General features: G+C 46.5%; 10 protein-coding genes and 2 tRNA genes. 4 read left to right on the top strand and 8 right to left on the bottom strand.

Features of this window, described 5'->3' with window-relative positions; translation table 11 throughout:
• Nucleotides 1-77 precede the first annotated feature (77 nt).
• A complete protein-coding gene (locus NTZ10_06880) occupies nucleotides 78-1,187 on the top strand; it encodes a hypothetical protein (protein MCX5749944.1) in 1,110 nt (369 codons plus the stop codon).
• Between the two features lie 57 nt (nucleotides 1,188-1,244).
• On the opposite strand, the gene NTZ10_06875 is transcribed toward NTZ10_06880, so the two are convergent.
• Nucleotides 1,245-2,729: an MBL fold metallo-hydrolase gene (locus NTZ10_06875; GenBank protein ID MCX5749943.1), complete on the bottom strand. Its 1,485-nt coding sequence runs from the start codon at nucleotides 2,727-2,729 to the stop codon at nucleotides 1,245-1,247.
• 90 nt (nucleotides 2,730-2,819) lie between these two features.
• Between NTZ10_06875 and NTZ10_06870 the strand changes: the two genes are divergently transcribed.
• The 3 genes from NTZ10_06870 (at nucleotide 2,820) to NTZ10_06860 (ending at nucleotide 5,846) form a co-directional block, all read left to right on the top strand.
• A tRNA-Glu gene (locus NTZ10_06870) sits at nucleotides 2,820-2,891 on the top strand.
• A gap of 46 nt (nucleotides 2,892-2,937) precedes the next feature.
• The gene (locus tag NTZ10_06865) at nucleotides 2,938-4,305 is read left to right on the top strand and encodes a L,D-transpeptidase (protein MCX5749942.1); all 1,368 of its coding nucleotides are present in this window, start codon (nucleotides 2,938-2,940) and stop codon (nucleotides 4,303-4,305) included.
• A 14-nt stretch (nucleotides 4,306-4,319) separates the two neighbouring features.
• Nucleotides 4,320-5,846, top strand: coding sequence for a hypothetical protein (locus NTZ10_06860; GenBank protein MCX5749941.1), 1,527 nt, complete (start codon nucleotides 4,320-4,322; stop codon nucleotides 5,844-5,846).
• A gap of 10 nt (nucleotides 5,847-5,856) precedes the next feature.
• Here NTZ10_06860 and NTZ10_06855 read toward each other — a convergent pair whose 3' ends face one another.
• The 7 genes from NTZ10_06855 to NTZ10_06825 form a co-directional block, all read right to left on the bottom strand.
• The gene (locus NTZ10_06855) at nucleotides 5,857-7,368 is read right to left on the bottom strand and encodes an MBL fold metallo-hydrolase (protein MCX5749940.1); all 1,512 of its coding nucleotides are present in this window, start codon (nucleotides 7,366-7,368) and stop codon (nucleotides 5,857-5,859) included.
• A gap of 29 nt (nucleotides 7,369-7,397) precedes the next feature.
• Entirely contained in the window at nucleotides 7,398-10,109 is a 2,712-nt protein-coding gene (locus tag NTZ10_06850; protein MCX5749939.1) for a hypothetical protein, read from the bottom strand.
• Nucleotides 10,110-10,162: 53 nt separating this feature from the next.
• Nucleotides 10,163-10,759 (bottom strand): flavin reductase family protein, encoded by a 597-nt coding sequence (locus NTZ10_06845; GenBank protein ID MCX5749938.1) that lies wholly within the window; start codon nucleotides 10,757-10,759, stop codon nucleotides 10,163-10,165.
• Nucleotides 10,760-10,779: 20 nt separating this feature from the next.
• Nucleotides 10,780-11,445 (bottom strand): RluA family pseudouridine synthase, encoded by a 666-nt coding sequence (locus tag NTZ10_06840; protein MCX5749937.1) that lies wholly within the window; start codon nucleotides 11,443-11,445, stop codon nucleotides 10,780-10,782.
• Nucleotides 11,446-11,454: 9 nt separating this feature from the next.
• A tRNA-Ile gene (locus NTZ10_06835) sits at nucleotides 11,455-11,526 on the bottom strand.
• Nucleotides 11,527-11,601: 75 nt separating this feature from the next.
• The gene (locus NTZ10_06830; protein ID MCX5749936.1) at nucleotides 11,602-14,154 is read right to left on the bottom strand and encodes a phosphoenolpyruvate synthase; all 2,553 of its coding nucleotides are present in this window, start codon (nucleotides 14,152-14,154) and stop codon (nucleotides 11,602-11,604) included.
• Entirely contained in the window at nucleotides 14,151-15,581 is a 1,431-nt protein-coding gene (locus NTZ10_06825) for a glutamate synthase subunit beta (GenBank protein MCX5749935.1), read from the bottom strand. Before NTZ10_06825 ends, NTZ10_06830 begins: the two co-directional genes overlap by 4 nt.

Below are 15,581 nucleotides of genomic sequence, written 5' to 3'. Positions count from 1 at the left end.
GTGAGTTTTTCGTCCTTGACATTCACCCCCTCGTATATGTACAATTTATCTAATATTTTTTTATAAGGAGGACTGGTATGAAGAAAATCGTTTTAGCTTGTCTGTCGGTCTGTCTGATAGCTTCGGCTGCAATTGCTATGCCGTCGGGTGTACTGCCTTACGGGGCAAGCGCCAAGATCGCAGGGATGGGCGGAGCCGGGTCCGCTATTGTCGATGACATCGCAGCCGCTTATTACAACCCTGCAGGCATGGCGAGAGCTCAGGCAGTCGCACTCAAGCTCGGCGCGGCATACACTTCGCAGGGATCCGATAAGCTCATGAATGTATTGGGCAATATATCAAACCCCGCTAAGTTTTTAGCGGATAATTTTTCACAGCAGATAAACGTGAAAGGCAGCGTAAACGCGATCGTCGGTTTTGATGTTGCAAAGACCGGCATCAGCGTGATCCCTGTGACCTATCTCGAACTTAACAAGAACAAGAACGAGTTCGGCGCCGGAGCAATCGCGAATCTTAATTCGGACAGCGCGCTCACGATGGGATATGGGGTCGGCGTTCCATATCTTGGTGACATAAATATCGGTTTCAACGCGAAGTATATTTATAACGCTACGGCCGACGCCAGTGTTGCCGCGGGAGTATCCACGACCGACATAACGAATACCGTCAACAGTTATTCGGGATTCGGCCTTGATATAGGAATGCAGGGAAAGACAAATGTCGTCCCTACTATGCCGATATCTTTCGCGCTCGTTTATAAGGACCTTTTCGCCAATTTGAAAGGCACTCAGGCAAAGACAAAAGGAACGTTTAATAACTCGGATGGAAGTCAGAGCGGTCCGATGCAGAATCTTACGCCATCTCCTCTCGCTGATGTTTCCGTGCCGACGACCCTGGTCATCGGCGCCGCCACCGAGATACCTCTCATCGGAGCGAAGCTTGCTGTCGACCTTGACAGCGTTTCGTCCGGTTATTCGGTCACGCACATTGGTCTTGAATATCCTATCCTGATGAAATTGGTCGCGCTCAGGATCGGTTCGATATCGGGAGGTAACAGCGCGGCCCCTGTGAACATGATGACATATGGTATCGGAGTGCTTGCCGATACTGTCAACCTCGCGTTCGTCAGCGATAATAATAATTCGACGAACAATAAGACAATGGTCGACGTGCACATCGGCTTCTGATATCCCTGTTCATTATAAAGGGCCGCATCCTGCGGCCCTTTTATTATAGATATTGCTCTATTCCAGATTAACCACTTCAAATGTTTGCGCGACTTGCTCCTGCGGAAGATCATCTGCCTTTGCCCAGTGAACGAACCGTCTCATCCATGGAACCGCATCAAGCATATCCATGGGTTTCGTGCTGTGATTGATTCCTCTTCCGATCTCTTCGACCAATAATGTATTTTGATGCTTAAAATCACGCAGAAAAGTCGCCATCCTTGATAATCTTTGTCCTGACAGAGCTCCTGCCTCCGTGATCTCGATTATCCTGTCCTGTGAAAAAGCGCCGTCTCCTGTATAAAGAAGTGCGTTCCTTCCGTCATCAATTTTCAGCATGATCGTGGGTATCCCGTGCAGGGTCCATTCTGTTCTGATATTAAGATGGTTTGAACCCATGAACATCATATTTTCACGGAAAGTGCTCAGAGCCCCCGGCCACGGGGTTAGATTCCGGGATGAAGCGATGAAGTTGACGTCGTTAAAGTTTGCACCTCCCATAAATGAGATCTTTTGGACCGCTTTTTCATACAAACCCATGGCCCTGCATTTTTTGAGCAGTGATATTGCCGCGAATATATGTGTGTATAGGTCTATTCTTCTGACATTTGGATCCGCGAGAAGGTCAAATAATCCGCTGTCATGGTCCGGATGGACATGGGTTAGCACCCAGGATATTGTGTTCAGATTTATTCCCGTTTCTTTCAGCACGGCCGGAACCTGAGGCCCGCAATCGATGACGACATTTCTGCCGCGGGACCTCACAAGCATTGAAACTGAAAAACCTTTTGGATAGCCTCCGGAATTTACACCCAGCATGAACACGCCAAATCGCGGATCCCATTCTTCTAATGTGGGGATATTTTCCCTTTCAAAGACTACCGGCGAAAAATCATCGGAACATATCCGTTCTTCGTCGAAGATATATGTCTTTCCGTCCGGAGTCATAACCCTGACTGGATTCTCTCTGACCCTCATATCAAAAGCTTCTCCCCGTCTTAATATGATTATGTCCGCCATCCTACCGGCATCTCTTTCGCATCTTCCGCTATAATATTGGATTTCCTGCGCAAGTTCGTCTGAGGATAATGTCGCAACACCCCAGTGATCAAGTTTTGCCCTGTCAAAAATAAAAGCTGAAAAAGGGTTCTCGTCCTTGGCATAGGGCCTGTATGCCTGCGCAAGATATTGTCTGACCGCTTCCGCTGTATCGCTGTCAGGGACTATAATTTTCACCCGATCGCCGGTCTGAGCGCTTGAAATCGATAACGGGAAAAACATTTCATTTAAATGTTGTCTTGACGGCACAATCGCAACATCCGGCCTCAGTCCCTCCGCTGCCAGGGCTTTTCCCGCGTTCGGAGCAAGCCCCGCGATCACGATACGATCATTCGGCCGCTGTAAAACCAGCCTGTTCTGTACAGGGAGTCGGAATCCGACATCCTGAACAGTCCATTGCCTTGAACATCCCCTGTTTGTGAAGTTTACAGATGCGTGTCCCATCTTGAATATTAATCGATAAAAAAATCGTAAAGTTTCAGTATTTCTGATCGTATGGTAAGTTTTACGGTTTTTTGATAAAATTACAAATGTGGCCCCATCGTCTAACGGTTAGGACATCAGCTTTTCAAGCTGACGGTCGGGGTTCGATTCCCCGTGGGGCTAGTTGATTATTCGCACCCCTTGCCTTATTGCGTTATAATATCCATTAATGAAACGTTTAATATGCGCGGCTATCATGACCGCTATATTGATAACATTTTGTTCCGCCGCGGACTATGGAAGCAAAGACCTTCTGAACAAGACTAATTTCGCATCATATTTCCGCGATTACCTCGGTTTTCTTTACGACAGCCACGGATGCCTGCATTTCACTCCGTCAGATATCTATCTCCTTTACAGGACAGTAAAAAAGGGGACGCCTCTTATAATAAGGTCTTATTCCGATAAAGCCCTGCCGTTCCAGGATAAAAGCATCGCATTTTTCGACGACGTTGTGATGGATGAAAAAGATATAGATTATTATGCTTCGCTGTTCAGCAGCAGCAGGACATCTTTAGTGGTATTTCCTTCATTTTCAAGATTATATATTTTCCTTGATAACAGGCCGTATGTCAAAGTCCCGGTCCAAGCCGGGCCTCCGTATGATTTCACCATGCTTGAGGACGTCGTAAAGAACAAACCTTTGGACAGGGATTTCATGACGGCGACGCCGACGGACACCGGCAGATACAAGATACTCGGCAAAACAGACCATTATATCAGTCCGACCTATCCTGAGATCACAAAACTTGCGTTCGGCACGGAAATAAAATATAATTCCGGCATCTGGACCGTTAAAAGATTCCCGGGCTATATCCCGGCCCCGCGTTTCATACAGGAAGACCTTTTACAGCAGGAAAGCGGCTGGAGATATAATTATTACGACATTTCCCGCGATAATTACGGCAATATCCTCTCATTAAGATGGGCCGGGCATGATTTCGGGAAATATGTGATCTACTGGACCAGGGACGGCAGGGCAAGGTATCCCGAGATCGGCTATTGCTCGGGCGAGCTCCTTTTCGAACAATACAAGCTGGTAGGCAGCATAGCAAATATACTTACGATGGACGGGCCTTTAGATATCGAAGGGCTGGCTGTAAATAATCTTGACTTTAGTTCTTACAAGAATGCATACGACTTCATTTCAACATCAGGCAGGGAAAATAAAATGATCCCCGAAGAAGCGGCTTTTTACAGATTGTTCCACGATATGCCCCTGACCAACAAGGACAGGGCGGTCCTTGATCCGCGGCTTGAAAAAGCATACCTTGCTTTCAAATCGCGAGATCTGCCGCAAGACAAAAAAGTGAGGCGCGATACTCTGAGCCTGTATAATTATCTCAGGATCTATAACAAAGTGATTGAAAAGAACGCCGGGTGGTACGGTAAGATGAAAGCTGACTGGGGGTTCTGGGTCGGTCTCAGGGAAAAGCTGATAAACGACTTTGAAAAGAACGGTGTCCCTCAAAAGTCAAGGAAAAAGATCGTAGAGAAATGGATAAACTCAAGACTGGAGTTCAAGACAATAAAATGAGGAGACCGATAATGATGAAAAAAATGATCGCAACAATATCCCTGTTGCTGATCGTAAGTTCCTTTATATTGTGCCGTGTCGTAACCGCTGATGACGATGAATACATTTTTACTTGCACTGCCTCTCTGAATAATTATAATTTTCATATCCTTTTCAATAATATGCTCGGGTATCTTTACAAGAGCCATGGCTGCATGCATTTGTCGCCGTATAACAGCTGGATGCTTTATAAATTGCTGCCAGTCGGAAGCAGAATAACGATAAAGCCTTACCCGCAAAAGATCGACAACGGCATTTTTTCTTCGACTCCCTATCTTGTGGAACTTATACAATACGAGTCGGACGTTGAAGATATAGCAAAGAAACTGTCCGAGAAGAATGCTTGCACCGTAGAGTTATATCCGGGTTCCGAAATTTTGTTAATAAGATATAAAGGTTCCCCTTTTGGTAAAATGTATTTTGTGCCCGGCCCGGAAAATAAGATGTATCCGATGCAGGGAAGGGACGAAAAAGGTCTGCCATATTTTGACGATAATCAGGCATATCCTACAACAACAGGAACTTTCTATGTCTTCAAGAAAGTCATTGATTACCACTCCCCTACTTACCGTGACACCACGGAAATCCCCATGGGCTCTTTGATAATCTTTAAAGACGGTGAATATGTGTATAGAAATCCAAAAGGTGTTTTTATCCCGGTACCGGAAGCGGTTGAGCAGGACTTAAGTAAAAAAAGCGACGACAGGAATTTCGAGTATTTTAAGGTCAAAAAGGATGATTCAGGAAAGATCATTGAAGCAGGATGGGGAAGCAACACTTTCGGAAAATACGCGCTAATGATCTCTAAAGATAAAAAGACCATGTTCCCCGAACTGATCCACACCAGCGGCGACCTTATGATGGAAGAGCTGAAGTTCATAAAAGAGACGGTCGGTCTTCTCGTGCAGCCCGGCGAAGATTTCGACTCGTGCGTAGCGTCAAGCGAAGGCTTCTGGAAATATAAGGCTTACTATGATTTTACAAAAGACCCCTCAAGAGACGATCTGTTACAAGATATTGAAAGCGCTTATTATAAATTATATTTCGACATACCCCTTGACGATAAAGAGCTTTCTTTGATGCCTAAAGACGCGATCGTCGCCAATAAATTCGTCAAGGCAATAGCGCCTCTTTCGCCAAGCGAAGAAGACATCCTGATAAGCAGCAGGATGGCAAAAAGGACCGGCGGCAAGTTCTTCCCCGACACAAAAAAGATCCTTGGCATGCAGCAATATACACATCAGTGCGCGGTTGGGGTAGACAAGTTCGCAAATTTCTACCGGACGGTGAAAGATAATTGGGGGGACCTTATAAATATCCGTAGGAACATTGCAGATGACTGTGTCAATACCGGCTCTCCGGAAAAGATTTTCATTACTAACTTTGGGATAAAGCTGTTGGTAGAAAGGTCCAAGCTTAAAAAACTGACGCAGGACAGCGTTACCGATATCTATAACGTAACAGATAGGACAAAGGCGATCGAATTCAAGTTCAAATACTGACCGGTATCGGCTATCTTTTTTCTTTCATATTGTACATGATACTGTCAGATCCTGACTCTTCCACTTCTATCATCTTGTACGGCAGGAATACATGGGACGAGGTCTCTTTCACGTACAGGTCCGTCAATCTTATCTCAAAATGCATGTCTGCGGGGATCACTTTAAATTCGTCTTCTGCGATCACTCCCTCCATCGGAGCTGCCCATTCCTCTATGACCGAAGCGACCGTGGCGCGTTTCCCGCTGAACTCCTCACCGAACTCGGTCAGGACGGCGACCTTTGGTTTTGCTTCTTTAATAACGTTAATTGAACCTATGAGGCCCAGATGCTGGTCCAGAAGTTTTCCTTCCTCTTTTTCAAGCGAGCCGATGTTGAACAAAAGCACCTGGCAGCCTTTATACTGTTCTCCGAGTCCTTTTTCATATCGCGAATCGCCCGTCACGCCCACGCATACCGGATGACCTGCTTTATCCTCGATATTCGTTTCGATCACGAGGCCTACCGCTGATTCCTCGTGAGTCCAGAGCTCCTCGTGGAAAGCCTGCTTGACATGGACCGTGCACCCGTATTTTTCCTTGAGCGATACGGTCCCGACATGGTCGATCGTCGCCCCGGGAACTAACAGTTTGAAATTTATCTCCCTGTTACCCCAGGGGTCAAGCGCATTGAAAAGTCCCTGATATTTGAGCATCACCCCGGGAGAGCCGAATACATCAAGGGTCTTCGCCCTGCTCTGCGGAACATGGTCATTGTGCTTTGCCAGAAGGGAAAGGATCGCTTCTATCGACTCGGTATGGTCGTCGTGGTCATGCGTCGCGATTATCGCGTCAAGGTCCACGATAGACAGGTCAAGGTCTTTAAATATCTCCAAAAACTCGTATCCCGGGTCTATGGCTATCGACTTTACGGCTCCGAGATGGTTCTTGAGCGTCAGAAGGTAACCGCCGCCCTGGCTCACTCCCGTTGAAAACAACGGCGAGCAGGAATTCCATTTATGGAGGGTCTTCAGGATATTTGCGCCGACTGCTTTATCCAGAAAAGGCACCACGTTGAGGTCATTGCGCAGTTTTTCCTTTGATCTTGAGACCATGTCTATCATCGGGAAAATAGTATCTTCCATATACATCAAAGCCCTTGCAGCGCCAAGGTCTTTCTGCTTGTAAATGTGCGCCATGTGATTTGACTGCTTGAAATCCTCTAGCGCGTTCTTGAACTTTCCCTGCAGGAATTTGGATATCCCGCGGCAATAAAGAAGATGGTTCAGGACAGTCTCCCTGTGATGGGACCTTTTTATCATATCGTCATAGATATGCTCGGCTTCTTTGTAAAGCCCGTCGTCAAGGCAGATGAAGCCGATAGTATCCCACGGGGAGTTGTCCCTGTAATCGACGGAAGCGGAAATGTATCTTTCGATCGTGCGAAGTATCAGCGGCATCTTTGAAATGATCCAGGTCTTTCTCTCGAACCGCGAGAACTTTTTCAGGTTAGGCCAGGTCTCCGGTCTCTCTACATCAAGTTCCATACCGATTATGTTATCATAAATATTCGCGATTAAAAACGGTTCCGGCTGATCAATCTGTCAGAAACAGGCCTCTTGCCGTCCATATCAATATTGAACGGCAGGTATACTTTTATCAGCGCCGCCCACCCCGACTGGTTCTCTTTGTTATAGGAATACCTGAGCCCGAGATCCACGTTCACGATAGACTTCATTTCAAGATGCAGTTCCGCCCCTGCCGAAAGCTGGGAATTGCCGGCTGTGGATGAAGCTCCGTCAATGAAAACAAGCCCGCACAGGTCCTCAAAATACAGGCCTTTCGACCACCAGCCCTGCCTTATTTTCAACAGCCGCCTGTTTATCTCTGCCGACAAGATCATGCCGCTCTTGTCCGTAAGCGCCGCCTGATAACCCCTTATCTGCGGGAACACGTCGGACGGGTTATCGGGATCATAAATGGCGACCGCGGACGCGTCCAGGCCGTTGTGCAGGAAAAATGCCGAGATATCAAGCCTTCCGATATAGCCTGTCCTGGAAATAGAGGACCCTAACCTGAGGCGTTCAAACATGATACCGGATGAAACATTAAATATCGTGTTCGGAAGGTTAAATCCGGCTGATAAAAAAGGCTCGACCATCTTTCTTGAATAGTTATCGAAAGAGCTGCCGTAAAGGCCGAGATCAAACGAAGACAGACCCATTGCTATTTTATCTATCAAAGGATAAACGACCTGGCCGCTGATCTGGGAGGTCGTGTCGTCAGCGTATCCTATCGAAGCGATCGCAGGCGAGAAAAAGTTGGTCTGGACACTGGTGCTTAATACCATTTTTTTCTTTCCGCTGTCATAAAGAGCCAGGGCTTTATATGGAAAATTGCCTATCGCGTCCTGCCCGGTGAAGAAAAGCCCGCTTTGCGCTGAAGAGCCGTCAAACAAGAGCATAGGAATTCTTGTGTAAGGCGGGAACAGCGAATTGATATTGTCTGAATAATCCCCCTGTTTGACATCTTCTTTCTTAAGTGTGAGATCGGCCTTGTCTTCTCTGACGGCCATGGGAGGAACGAATTTGAAGCTTTCCATGTTCTTTTTAAAAATGTCGTAGCCGTCACCGGTAACACCGATAAAATATAACTTGTTGTTCTTCTCATCATAGACCGGATGTTCTTCATATCCGCCGCTTGAGACCTTAGAAATTATTTGTGATCCTATATTGTAGCTGTACAGGTTATATTTCCCTCCATAATTTGAACTGAAAAATAGATTATTACCGTTAAGTGAATGCCCGCCCTCGAAATAAGGGGTCTGCACTATTTCTGATATCTTTTTTGAATCAAGACCGATCTTGTAGATGCCGAAGTTCTCAAGGTCCTTCCTCGCGCAGACATATAGGTCGCCGCTTTTAGCGATCATCCTGTCAATCAAAAGATCTGTCTGCATCAGGACCGAATTTTTTAAGGTTTTCCTGTCAAAGACGATCAATTGCGAACCAAAAGGATCTTCCCTGTCCTTAGAATATATAATATTGCCGTCCTCAAGCACTTCAAGGTCCCTGATATCATCTTCGAACAGTACGCTTGTCTTGCCGGTCTTCAGGTCTTTGGCATGGATCTTGTTGACGAACCCTTTTCCTCCGAGAGATTCGTTGCTGAACCCCGGCATCTTGTCTTCCTCGGAATAATAGAGCATACCGTTTTTTATCTTGAGCAGGTCTCCTATCATCACTTTTGAAAGAATACCTCTGTATGGTGCTGAGCTCGCAATCACCTTTTCCTGTCCCGTGTCCAGATCTTTTTCGATTATCTGGGAAAACCAATAGCTTGTAAAAGCAGCCGTCTTTACCGGGTATCCGCGTGAAAAATAAAGTTTGCCGCTCTCGATGACCGGGTTTTTTATTATCCAGCCGTGCTGTGTGAACCGGTCCCCGTCGACTTTGAAATTTTTTGCTTTTTCTTTTTCATATTCTTTCCAGTCTTCCCACAGGTGCGGAAAGTTCTTTCCGAAAGCCGCCCTTGCGGTAGTCCCGATCTGCAGGACCGGTATGCTGCCGCCGTAATATTTAAAGAATTTTGTCAGGCTGTCCTGCCCGTATTTTTGTGAGAGAAACCTGTAGAACTCGCTGCCGTACATATATGCACCGCCGTGCCAGGGATAATCGACAGGCATGAACGTCGCTTCTTCGATCGAAGGAAAATCACCTTCCTTTGCCCTCGACATCACATAGGCGTCAAAAAAACCGTCGTTCAGCCTCCCTGAATACGGGCTGTAATTTGATTCGCTGTACACGGCTATGCCTTCAAGCCCCCACAGGGGAAATATCGCGTTAGGGTATAAAGCCGGGCCGAATACGTCCGTTAATATCTTGAATAATCCGCTGACGTTGGATATCTCAGCCATGTGCGTGTACTCATGCACTGTAAGTGTTGAGAACCAGTCCTGGTTCAGCTGCAGCTGCCCTTCGGACGGTGACTTGATATTGAGTTCGATCCTGTTCAATGCCGGTTCGGTATATCCGTTGACGAGGTTCCCGACGTCCTGGACTATAATATTTGTGTTCAGGCAGGTGTTCCCCGCCAGGCTTTCCACTTTAGTCCTGTAATATTCAAGGGATTGAAGTATTTTCCACGCTTTGTCTTCGAGCCCCGGCTTGTAGAACACGGTAAAATGTTTTGTTTTGTATGTTCTCCAGTCAGACCATGCGTGGGATACGGAGATGAAAGATACTAACAGAATGAAGATAAAGACCGGTATCAGTATTTTCCGGGACATTTGGATAGATTATAACATTATGAATGCTGAAGAACGCCTGCACGCTTGATGTCTTATTTGTCTTTAAGTCTTTTTTTCTTCCCCACCGAGAACCCGAAATGGCCGAGATATTTACCCATTGCGAAATATTTTCCGTGGCTGTAGCAGATGAGGTCCGCTTCTTCCATGTCAAAGACACCTTTTTTGTCGATGAAGTTTCTGTCGGCATGTATGCAGATCACTTCGGCAAGGAACATATCGTGGCTACCGAGTTTTTTGATCTCTGTGACCTTGCACTCGATATTCACCGGGCTTTCCTTTATCAGCGGCGCGCTCACGGTCCTTGCTTCGAGAGGCGTCAGTTTCATTTTCTGGAACTTGTCCTCGTTCCTTCCGGACCTCATCCCGCAATAGTCAGTCGCAAAAGCAAGCCCCCTTGTTGTCAGGTTGATCACGAACTCGCCTGATTTTTCGATGATCGCATGCGAATATCTTTCGGGCCTTATTGAGATAGATACCATTGCGGGATCAGTACACACGGTCCCGACCCAGGAAAGCGTAATTATGTTGGAGTTCTCCGTGGTCCCGCCCTTCCTGTACTCGCCGCAGGTTACCATGACCGCGGGCAGCGGATAGACCATCGTTCCTGGTTTCCAGATATCTTTTGTCATAATATTCTATAATAACATTTTTAAAGCGAACTTATAAAACCGTTCATATCCTGAGGAATTTCCGAGCTGATGGTGATCTTTTCCTGTCTGCCCGGATGGACGAACGATATTTCAGACGCGTGCAAAGGCATTCTGTCTAAAACGATCTTCCCGTTTATAATGATGGGTTCTTTCCTGCCGTAAAGCTCGTCTATCGCGAGCGGGTGACCGATAGCTTTCAGATGAAGCCTTATCTGGTGCCTTTTGCCTGTCACAGGCCGTATTTCAACTATTGAATAACCTTTTAGATTTTTTAATGTCTTTACGATAGTTATCGCCTCGAACCCCTTGCTTGAAAGAGCGACCTTTTTTGATCCGATCTTGCTTTTTGAGATTGGGATCGAAATTTTCTTTTCAACAAAATCCGTTTTGCCTTCCACAATACCGATATATTTTTTTTCTACTTTCTGCTGTTCAAACTGGATATTCAAGTCCCTATGCGTAGCTGGATCCAAAGCAAAGACAATTACACCGGAAGTATCCTTATCCAGCCGGTGGACTACAAAAAACTTCCTTTCAAACCGTTCCTCAAGCATGCCTACAAGTGATTCTTCCCTGGGTGTGGAAGTATTAGGGATCGTCGAAACGCGCGGAGGTTTATCGACAGCAATGATCTGCTCGTCTTCATATAAGATGGGGATATTCATAATAATAGATGGGCCCACTAGGATTCGAACCTAGAACCTGTCGGTTATGAGCCGATTGCTCCACCATTGAGCTATGGGCCCGGATATTTTTAAGTATATCGTGAAAGCGCACCGCTTTCAAGAATTGATGATTTAAGTTTAAAAGATGAGCTGCGTTTATTTTATAAAACAGACGACCTTCTGTGAAATGACATCCGCTGCCAGCATCAGTTTATTATCCTCAAAATCACAGACCCTGATGACGTCCTGATATTTCCCGTATTCAGGCAGCAATCCGGAAAGCTTGTTTGAAAAAGACATGACCAGGTCCGAATTCAACAAAACATCTTTATTTTCAGTGAACAGGGCGGAGTAAAAGATATCGCCCTCTACCAGGTCCTGGAAAAAATGGGTCCCGAAAGACACCTCCGGGATAAGGTTCGCTGTCCTGAAAGACACCTCGACCAGGCAGCTTGCGTTGTTGATCTCTGAAAAACTGACGGGTATTCCCATCGAAGGGGTCGTCGTCCCCCATCGTCCCGGCCCTATTATGATCGTCGGAAGTTCTTCCTTTGCGTTTATCAGGTGGTTCAGTTTCCCGATCGCGCGGGCAATATCGTATCTTGCAGACTGTGTAAGCTCGCTGTACAGCTTTGCATCTACATATATAAGCCTTCTCAAAGACCTTGATATGCTGCCGCCCATGAAACCGCCCTCCGAAGAAAAGACTTTCATGGATTTATCAATATCTTCCGGAATATCTATCTTCACCTCCCCGCTTTTTGCCTGCAAAGGCCTGCATTGAAGAAGGTTTATCTGTAGACCGCGGTCTTTCGTGAAATTTGCCGTGAATTCTATATCTACCGGATGCTTATACTGGGCTTCAAGGAATTTCATCATCTTTTGCATTGTACCGGCAAACTCCGTTGTCCTGAGAAAAGGATCAAAAGACAATATCCACGATCCGTTCGTAGTACCGTCATGCTCCGCGATTAGCCCCATGTCAAAATCTATCCCTTCCGAAAGCACATCGGATATTTCAAGGGTTTCAAGTGAATTCTTTGAGATATCAAGAAGGTCTATCTTGTGCTGCGAGTATTTTCTTGCCTCCTCTATGCCGGCTATCGGCCTCGACAAGGGGTCGTCGAGCGCTACTATCCTCGGATAATCATCTTCAACCCTGTTGACCGCCCTGGTCCCCAGGCCGAAAACCAGTCTCAGCATTCCCGCTTTCGGGTCCATATCCTTGTTCCAGATGAATATATTGTGAGAGATGCCCACCCCTGCGGTGTCCGGGAAGAAATAATGTTTCTTTGTCGAGCCTGACACCCTTTGCACAAGGAGCGCCATCTGTTCTTCCTGTTCTGTCAAACCTTTCTGCATCCTGTAGAAAAGCGCGTCCTTGTTCATCGTGCTTGAAAATATCCTTTTTACCGAGCTTTCAAAGTTCTTATAACGTTCTTCGGGACTCCCCTGGTTGGCACAAAAGATACTTTCGTATTTTCCGGCAAAAACATTGCCGAACCCGTCTTCCAGCAGGCTCGACGACCTGACGATTATCGGGGCCTGGCCAAAATATTCCAGCATCTCCTGGAACTGTTCCTTGATCTCCTGGGGGAACCTCCCCTTGAGCAGTTTTTCCGAAAGTTCCTGCGCGGCCTCAAAATATTTCCCCTGTGTCTTCTGTTCCATGAGAAGCCGCCACCAGCCGTTCTGGACAATATATGTATAAAAGACATCGGAACCCACATAAAATGAATCGTGCGGCTCAAGCTGGGACCTCCAGTCGCACGAGGGATCGCTTAAAAGGATCCTTCTGGATAGCAGCATCCCGACCGATTTGCCTCCGATAAATCCTGTTCCTATCATCCTTGATTTGATACTTAAAATGTCGTCGATCGCCAGATGCTTTTTTGCAAGAGCAAGCATCTTTTCTTCTTTGCCTATCATCACCCTGCAAAGCTGGTCGATCATCTTTTCCTGTTCTTCTTTCGGGCCTTTTTTCTCGAATAATTCCTGCGCCCTGATAAAAAGCCTGTCCCAGAAATCAAGTTTTCTCTTTTCACTTTCCGGGCCCTTTTTATATATTCCTGAAAATATGTTCGCCGCATCTGCACTGCTTACGATGGGGATGAATTTTTCTCCTTTTTGGATGTGCGGAAGATACATTGTCGGGGAATAACGGTTGAACACTTTTAACGGGTGGACATAATACGTGTTCCTGATATTGAAAAGGTCCAGCAAAAGCTGGGTGGTCTCCCTTATGCGCGCTATCGTCTCGAAAGAAAGGCTGTTCCTCAGGACGCTGAAGTACGCTATCGTATCAAGTTCGTAAAGGTAGGGGCAGGTCACAAGAAAGAAATTTCCGATCATGAGGTCCGTTGCCCATGAAGAAAGGAGATCGGACAGGCAGTCGAAGACATAATACGTCCCTTCGCCTTCTTTTGTGGCAATGTTGTGTATCTGGGTTGAGAAGGATTCAAAACCGCTTTCAGGATCTATCTTGTAGACGGTTATCTTTTCGGTATTTTCGAGCAGCGGCGGATGATCGGCAAACCTTATATAGACGACTTTCTTTTTATCGGTGAGGGCTCTTTTTACGAAAGGAAGAACGAATTTTTTATAGTCCGAAACATCGTCGACCTGCCAGACCACATTGTCCCCTATCAGCAGTCCGTTAAGGACCGCATCCAAACCGTCAAGACCTGTATGCGCCGTCAGTGTCTTCATTTTCTATCCTTTAGAAAAGAATTGATGCTTTCAGCGGCCCTTCTCCCTTCATCGATCGCCCAGACAACGAGCGACTGCCCCCTCCTCATATCTCCCGCAGAAAAGATTCCTTTAACGGAGGTCATATTATCCGCGTCTGTCTTCACGTTACCTCTAGGATCAAATTCGATACCGAGCTCGTCCAGCAGTTTCCCCTTTTCAGTATGGAGAAACCCGAGGGCCAAAATGACCATATCCGCATCTATTTCAAAATCCGAACCTGGGACTTCCTGCATTATTCTGCATCCCTTTTGATCGGTATTCGAAAAATCAACAAGCATGGCATGGAGCTTTTTGACAATGCCGTTGCTGCCTGATAATTTTTTTGTCATGACGCTCCACTGCCTTTCGCATCCCTCTTCATGGCTCGAGGTGGTTTTTAATAATGTCGGGTACTGCGGCCACGGCTGGCTGTCAAGCCTGCACTGAAGCGGCTTTTGGAGAAGTTCTATCTGTACCACGCTTTTTGCGCCCTGCCTGTTGGCTGTTCCCACACAGTCTGAACCGGTATCTCCGCCGCCGATAACGATAACATTCTTACCTTTTGCATCGATAATTCCTTTTTCATCGATACTATGACCTTCGACTTTTTTATTGGATTGTATAAGATAATCCATCGCAAAACATATGCTTTTGAGGTCTCTTCCTTCGACATTAAGGTCCCGCGGAGTCCTTGACCCGCAGGCAAGGCATACCGCATCAAACTCTTTCAGCAGTTTTGCCGCCGGGATGTCCTCGCCTATATTTATATTTGTCCTGAACTCTATGCCTTCCTGTTTAAAAAGTCCGATCCTCCTGTCCAGGATATCTTTTGATAGCTTGAAGTCGGGAATTCCGTATCTCATGATACCTCCGGCCTTATCATCTCTCTCAAAGACGACAACTGTGTGGCCGGACTTGTTCAGATGATAAGCGGCTGAAAGTCCGGACGGGCCGGAACCTATGACAGCAACTTTCTTCCCTGTTCTTTTCTTTGGAGGATCTGCCTTTATTATCCCGTTTGAAAAAGCTTCTTCTATTATCGCCAGCTCGTTCTCGCGTATAGTGACGGGGTCGTCGTTTATCCCGAGTACGCATCCGTATTCACAAGGCGCAGGGCATACCCTGCCCGTGACTTCCGGCAGACAGTTAGTAGCCGAAAGCATTTTGAATGCTTCTTCCGACATCCCGCGGAACAAAAGATCGTTCCACTCGGGAATTATGTTTGATATCGGGCAGGATACGTGGCAAAAAGGCGTCCCGCAGTCCATGCAGCGTGAAGCCTGAGATCTTGAGCAATCGCTTTCACGCATCTGAAAGACCTCTTTATAGTCGGAAACCCGCTCTTTCACGCTCCGCAAAGAACAGCTCTCCCTTTTTGTCGTTAAAAAACCTTTGGGGTCTCCCAT

It is taken from the genome of Candidatus Saganbacteria bacterium, assembly GCA_026387835.1.
In the GTDB taxonomy this organism is placed as follows: domain Bacteria; phylum Margulisbacteria; class WOR-1; order JAKLHX01; family JAKLHX01; genus JAPLKZ01.
Note: the sequence above shows the minus strand (reverse complement) of the source record. Positions and strands in the feature narration are given on the sequence as shown.

Coding starts and splice junctions, on each gene's coding strand:
- NTZ10_06880 (MCX5749944.1), top strand. CDS start 78: ATGAAGAAAATCGTTTTAGCTTGTCTGTCGGTCTGTCTGATAGCTTCG.
- NTZ10_06875 (MCX5749943.1), bottom strand. CDS start 2,729: ATGGGACACGCATCTGTAAACTTCACAAACAGGGGATGTTCAAGGCAA.
- NTZ10_06865 (MCX5749942.1), top strand. CDS start 2,938: ATGAAACGTTTAATATGCGCGGCTATCATGACCGCTATATTGATAACA.
- NTZ10_06860 (MCX5749941.1), top strand. CDS start 4,320: ATGAAAAAAATGATCGCAACAATATCCCTGTTGCTGATCGTAAGTTCC.
- NTZ10_06855 (MCX5749940.1), bottom strand. CDS start 7,368: ATGGAACTTGATGTAGAGAGACCGGAGACCTGGCCTAACCTGAAAAAG.
- NTZ10_06850 (MCX5749939.1), bottom strand. CDS start 10,109: ATGTCCCGGAAAATACTGATACCGGTCTTTATCTTCATTCTGTTAGTA.
- NTZ10_06845 (MCX5749938.1), bottom strand. CDS start 10,759: ATGACAAAAGATATCTGGAAACCAGGAACGATGGTCTATCCGCTGCCC.
- NTZ10_06840 (MCX5749937.1), bottom strand. CDS start 11,445: ATGAATATCCCCATCTTATATGAAGACGAGCAGATCATTGCTGTCGAT.
- NTZ10_06830 (MCX5749936.1), bottom strand. CDS start 14,154: ATGAAGACACTGACGGCGCATACAGGTCTTGACGGTTTGGATGCGGTC.
- NTZ10_06825 (MCX5749935.1), bottom strand. CDS start 15,581: ATGGGAGACCCCAAAGGTTTTTTAACGACAAAAAGGGAGAGCTGTTCT.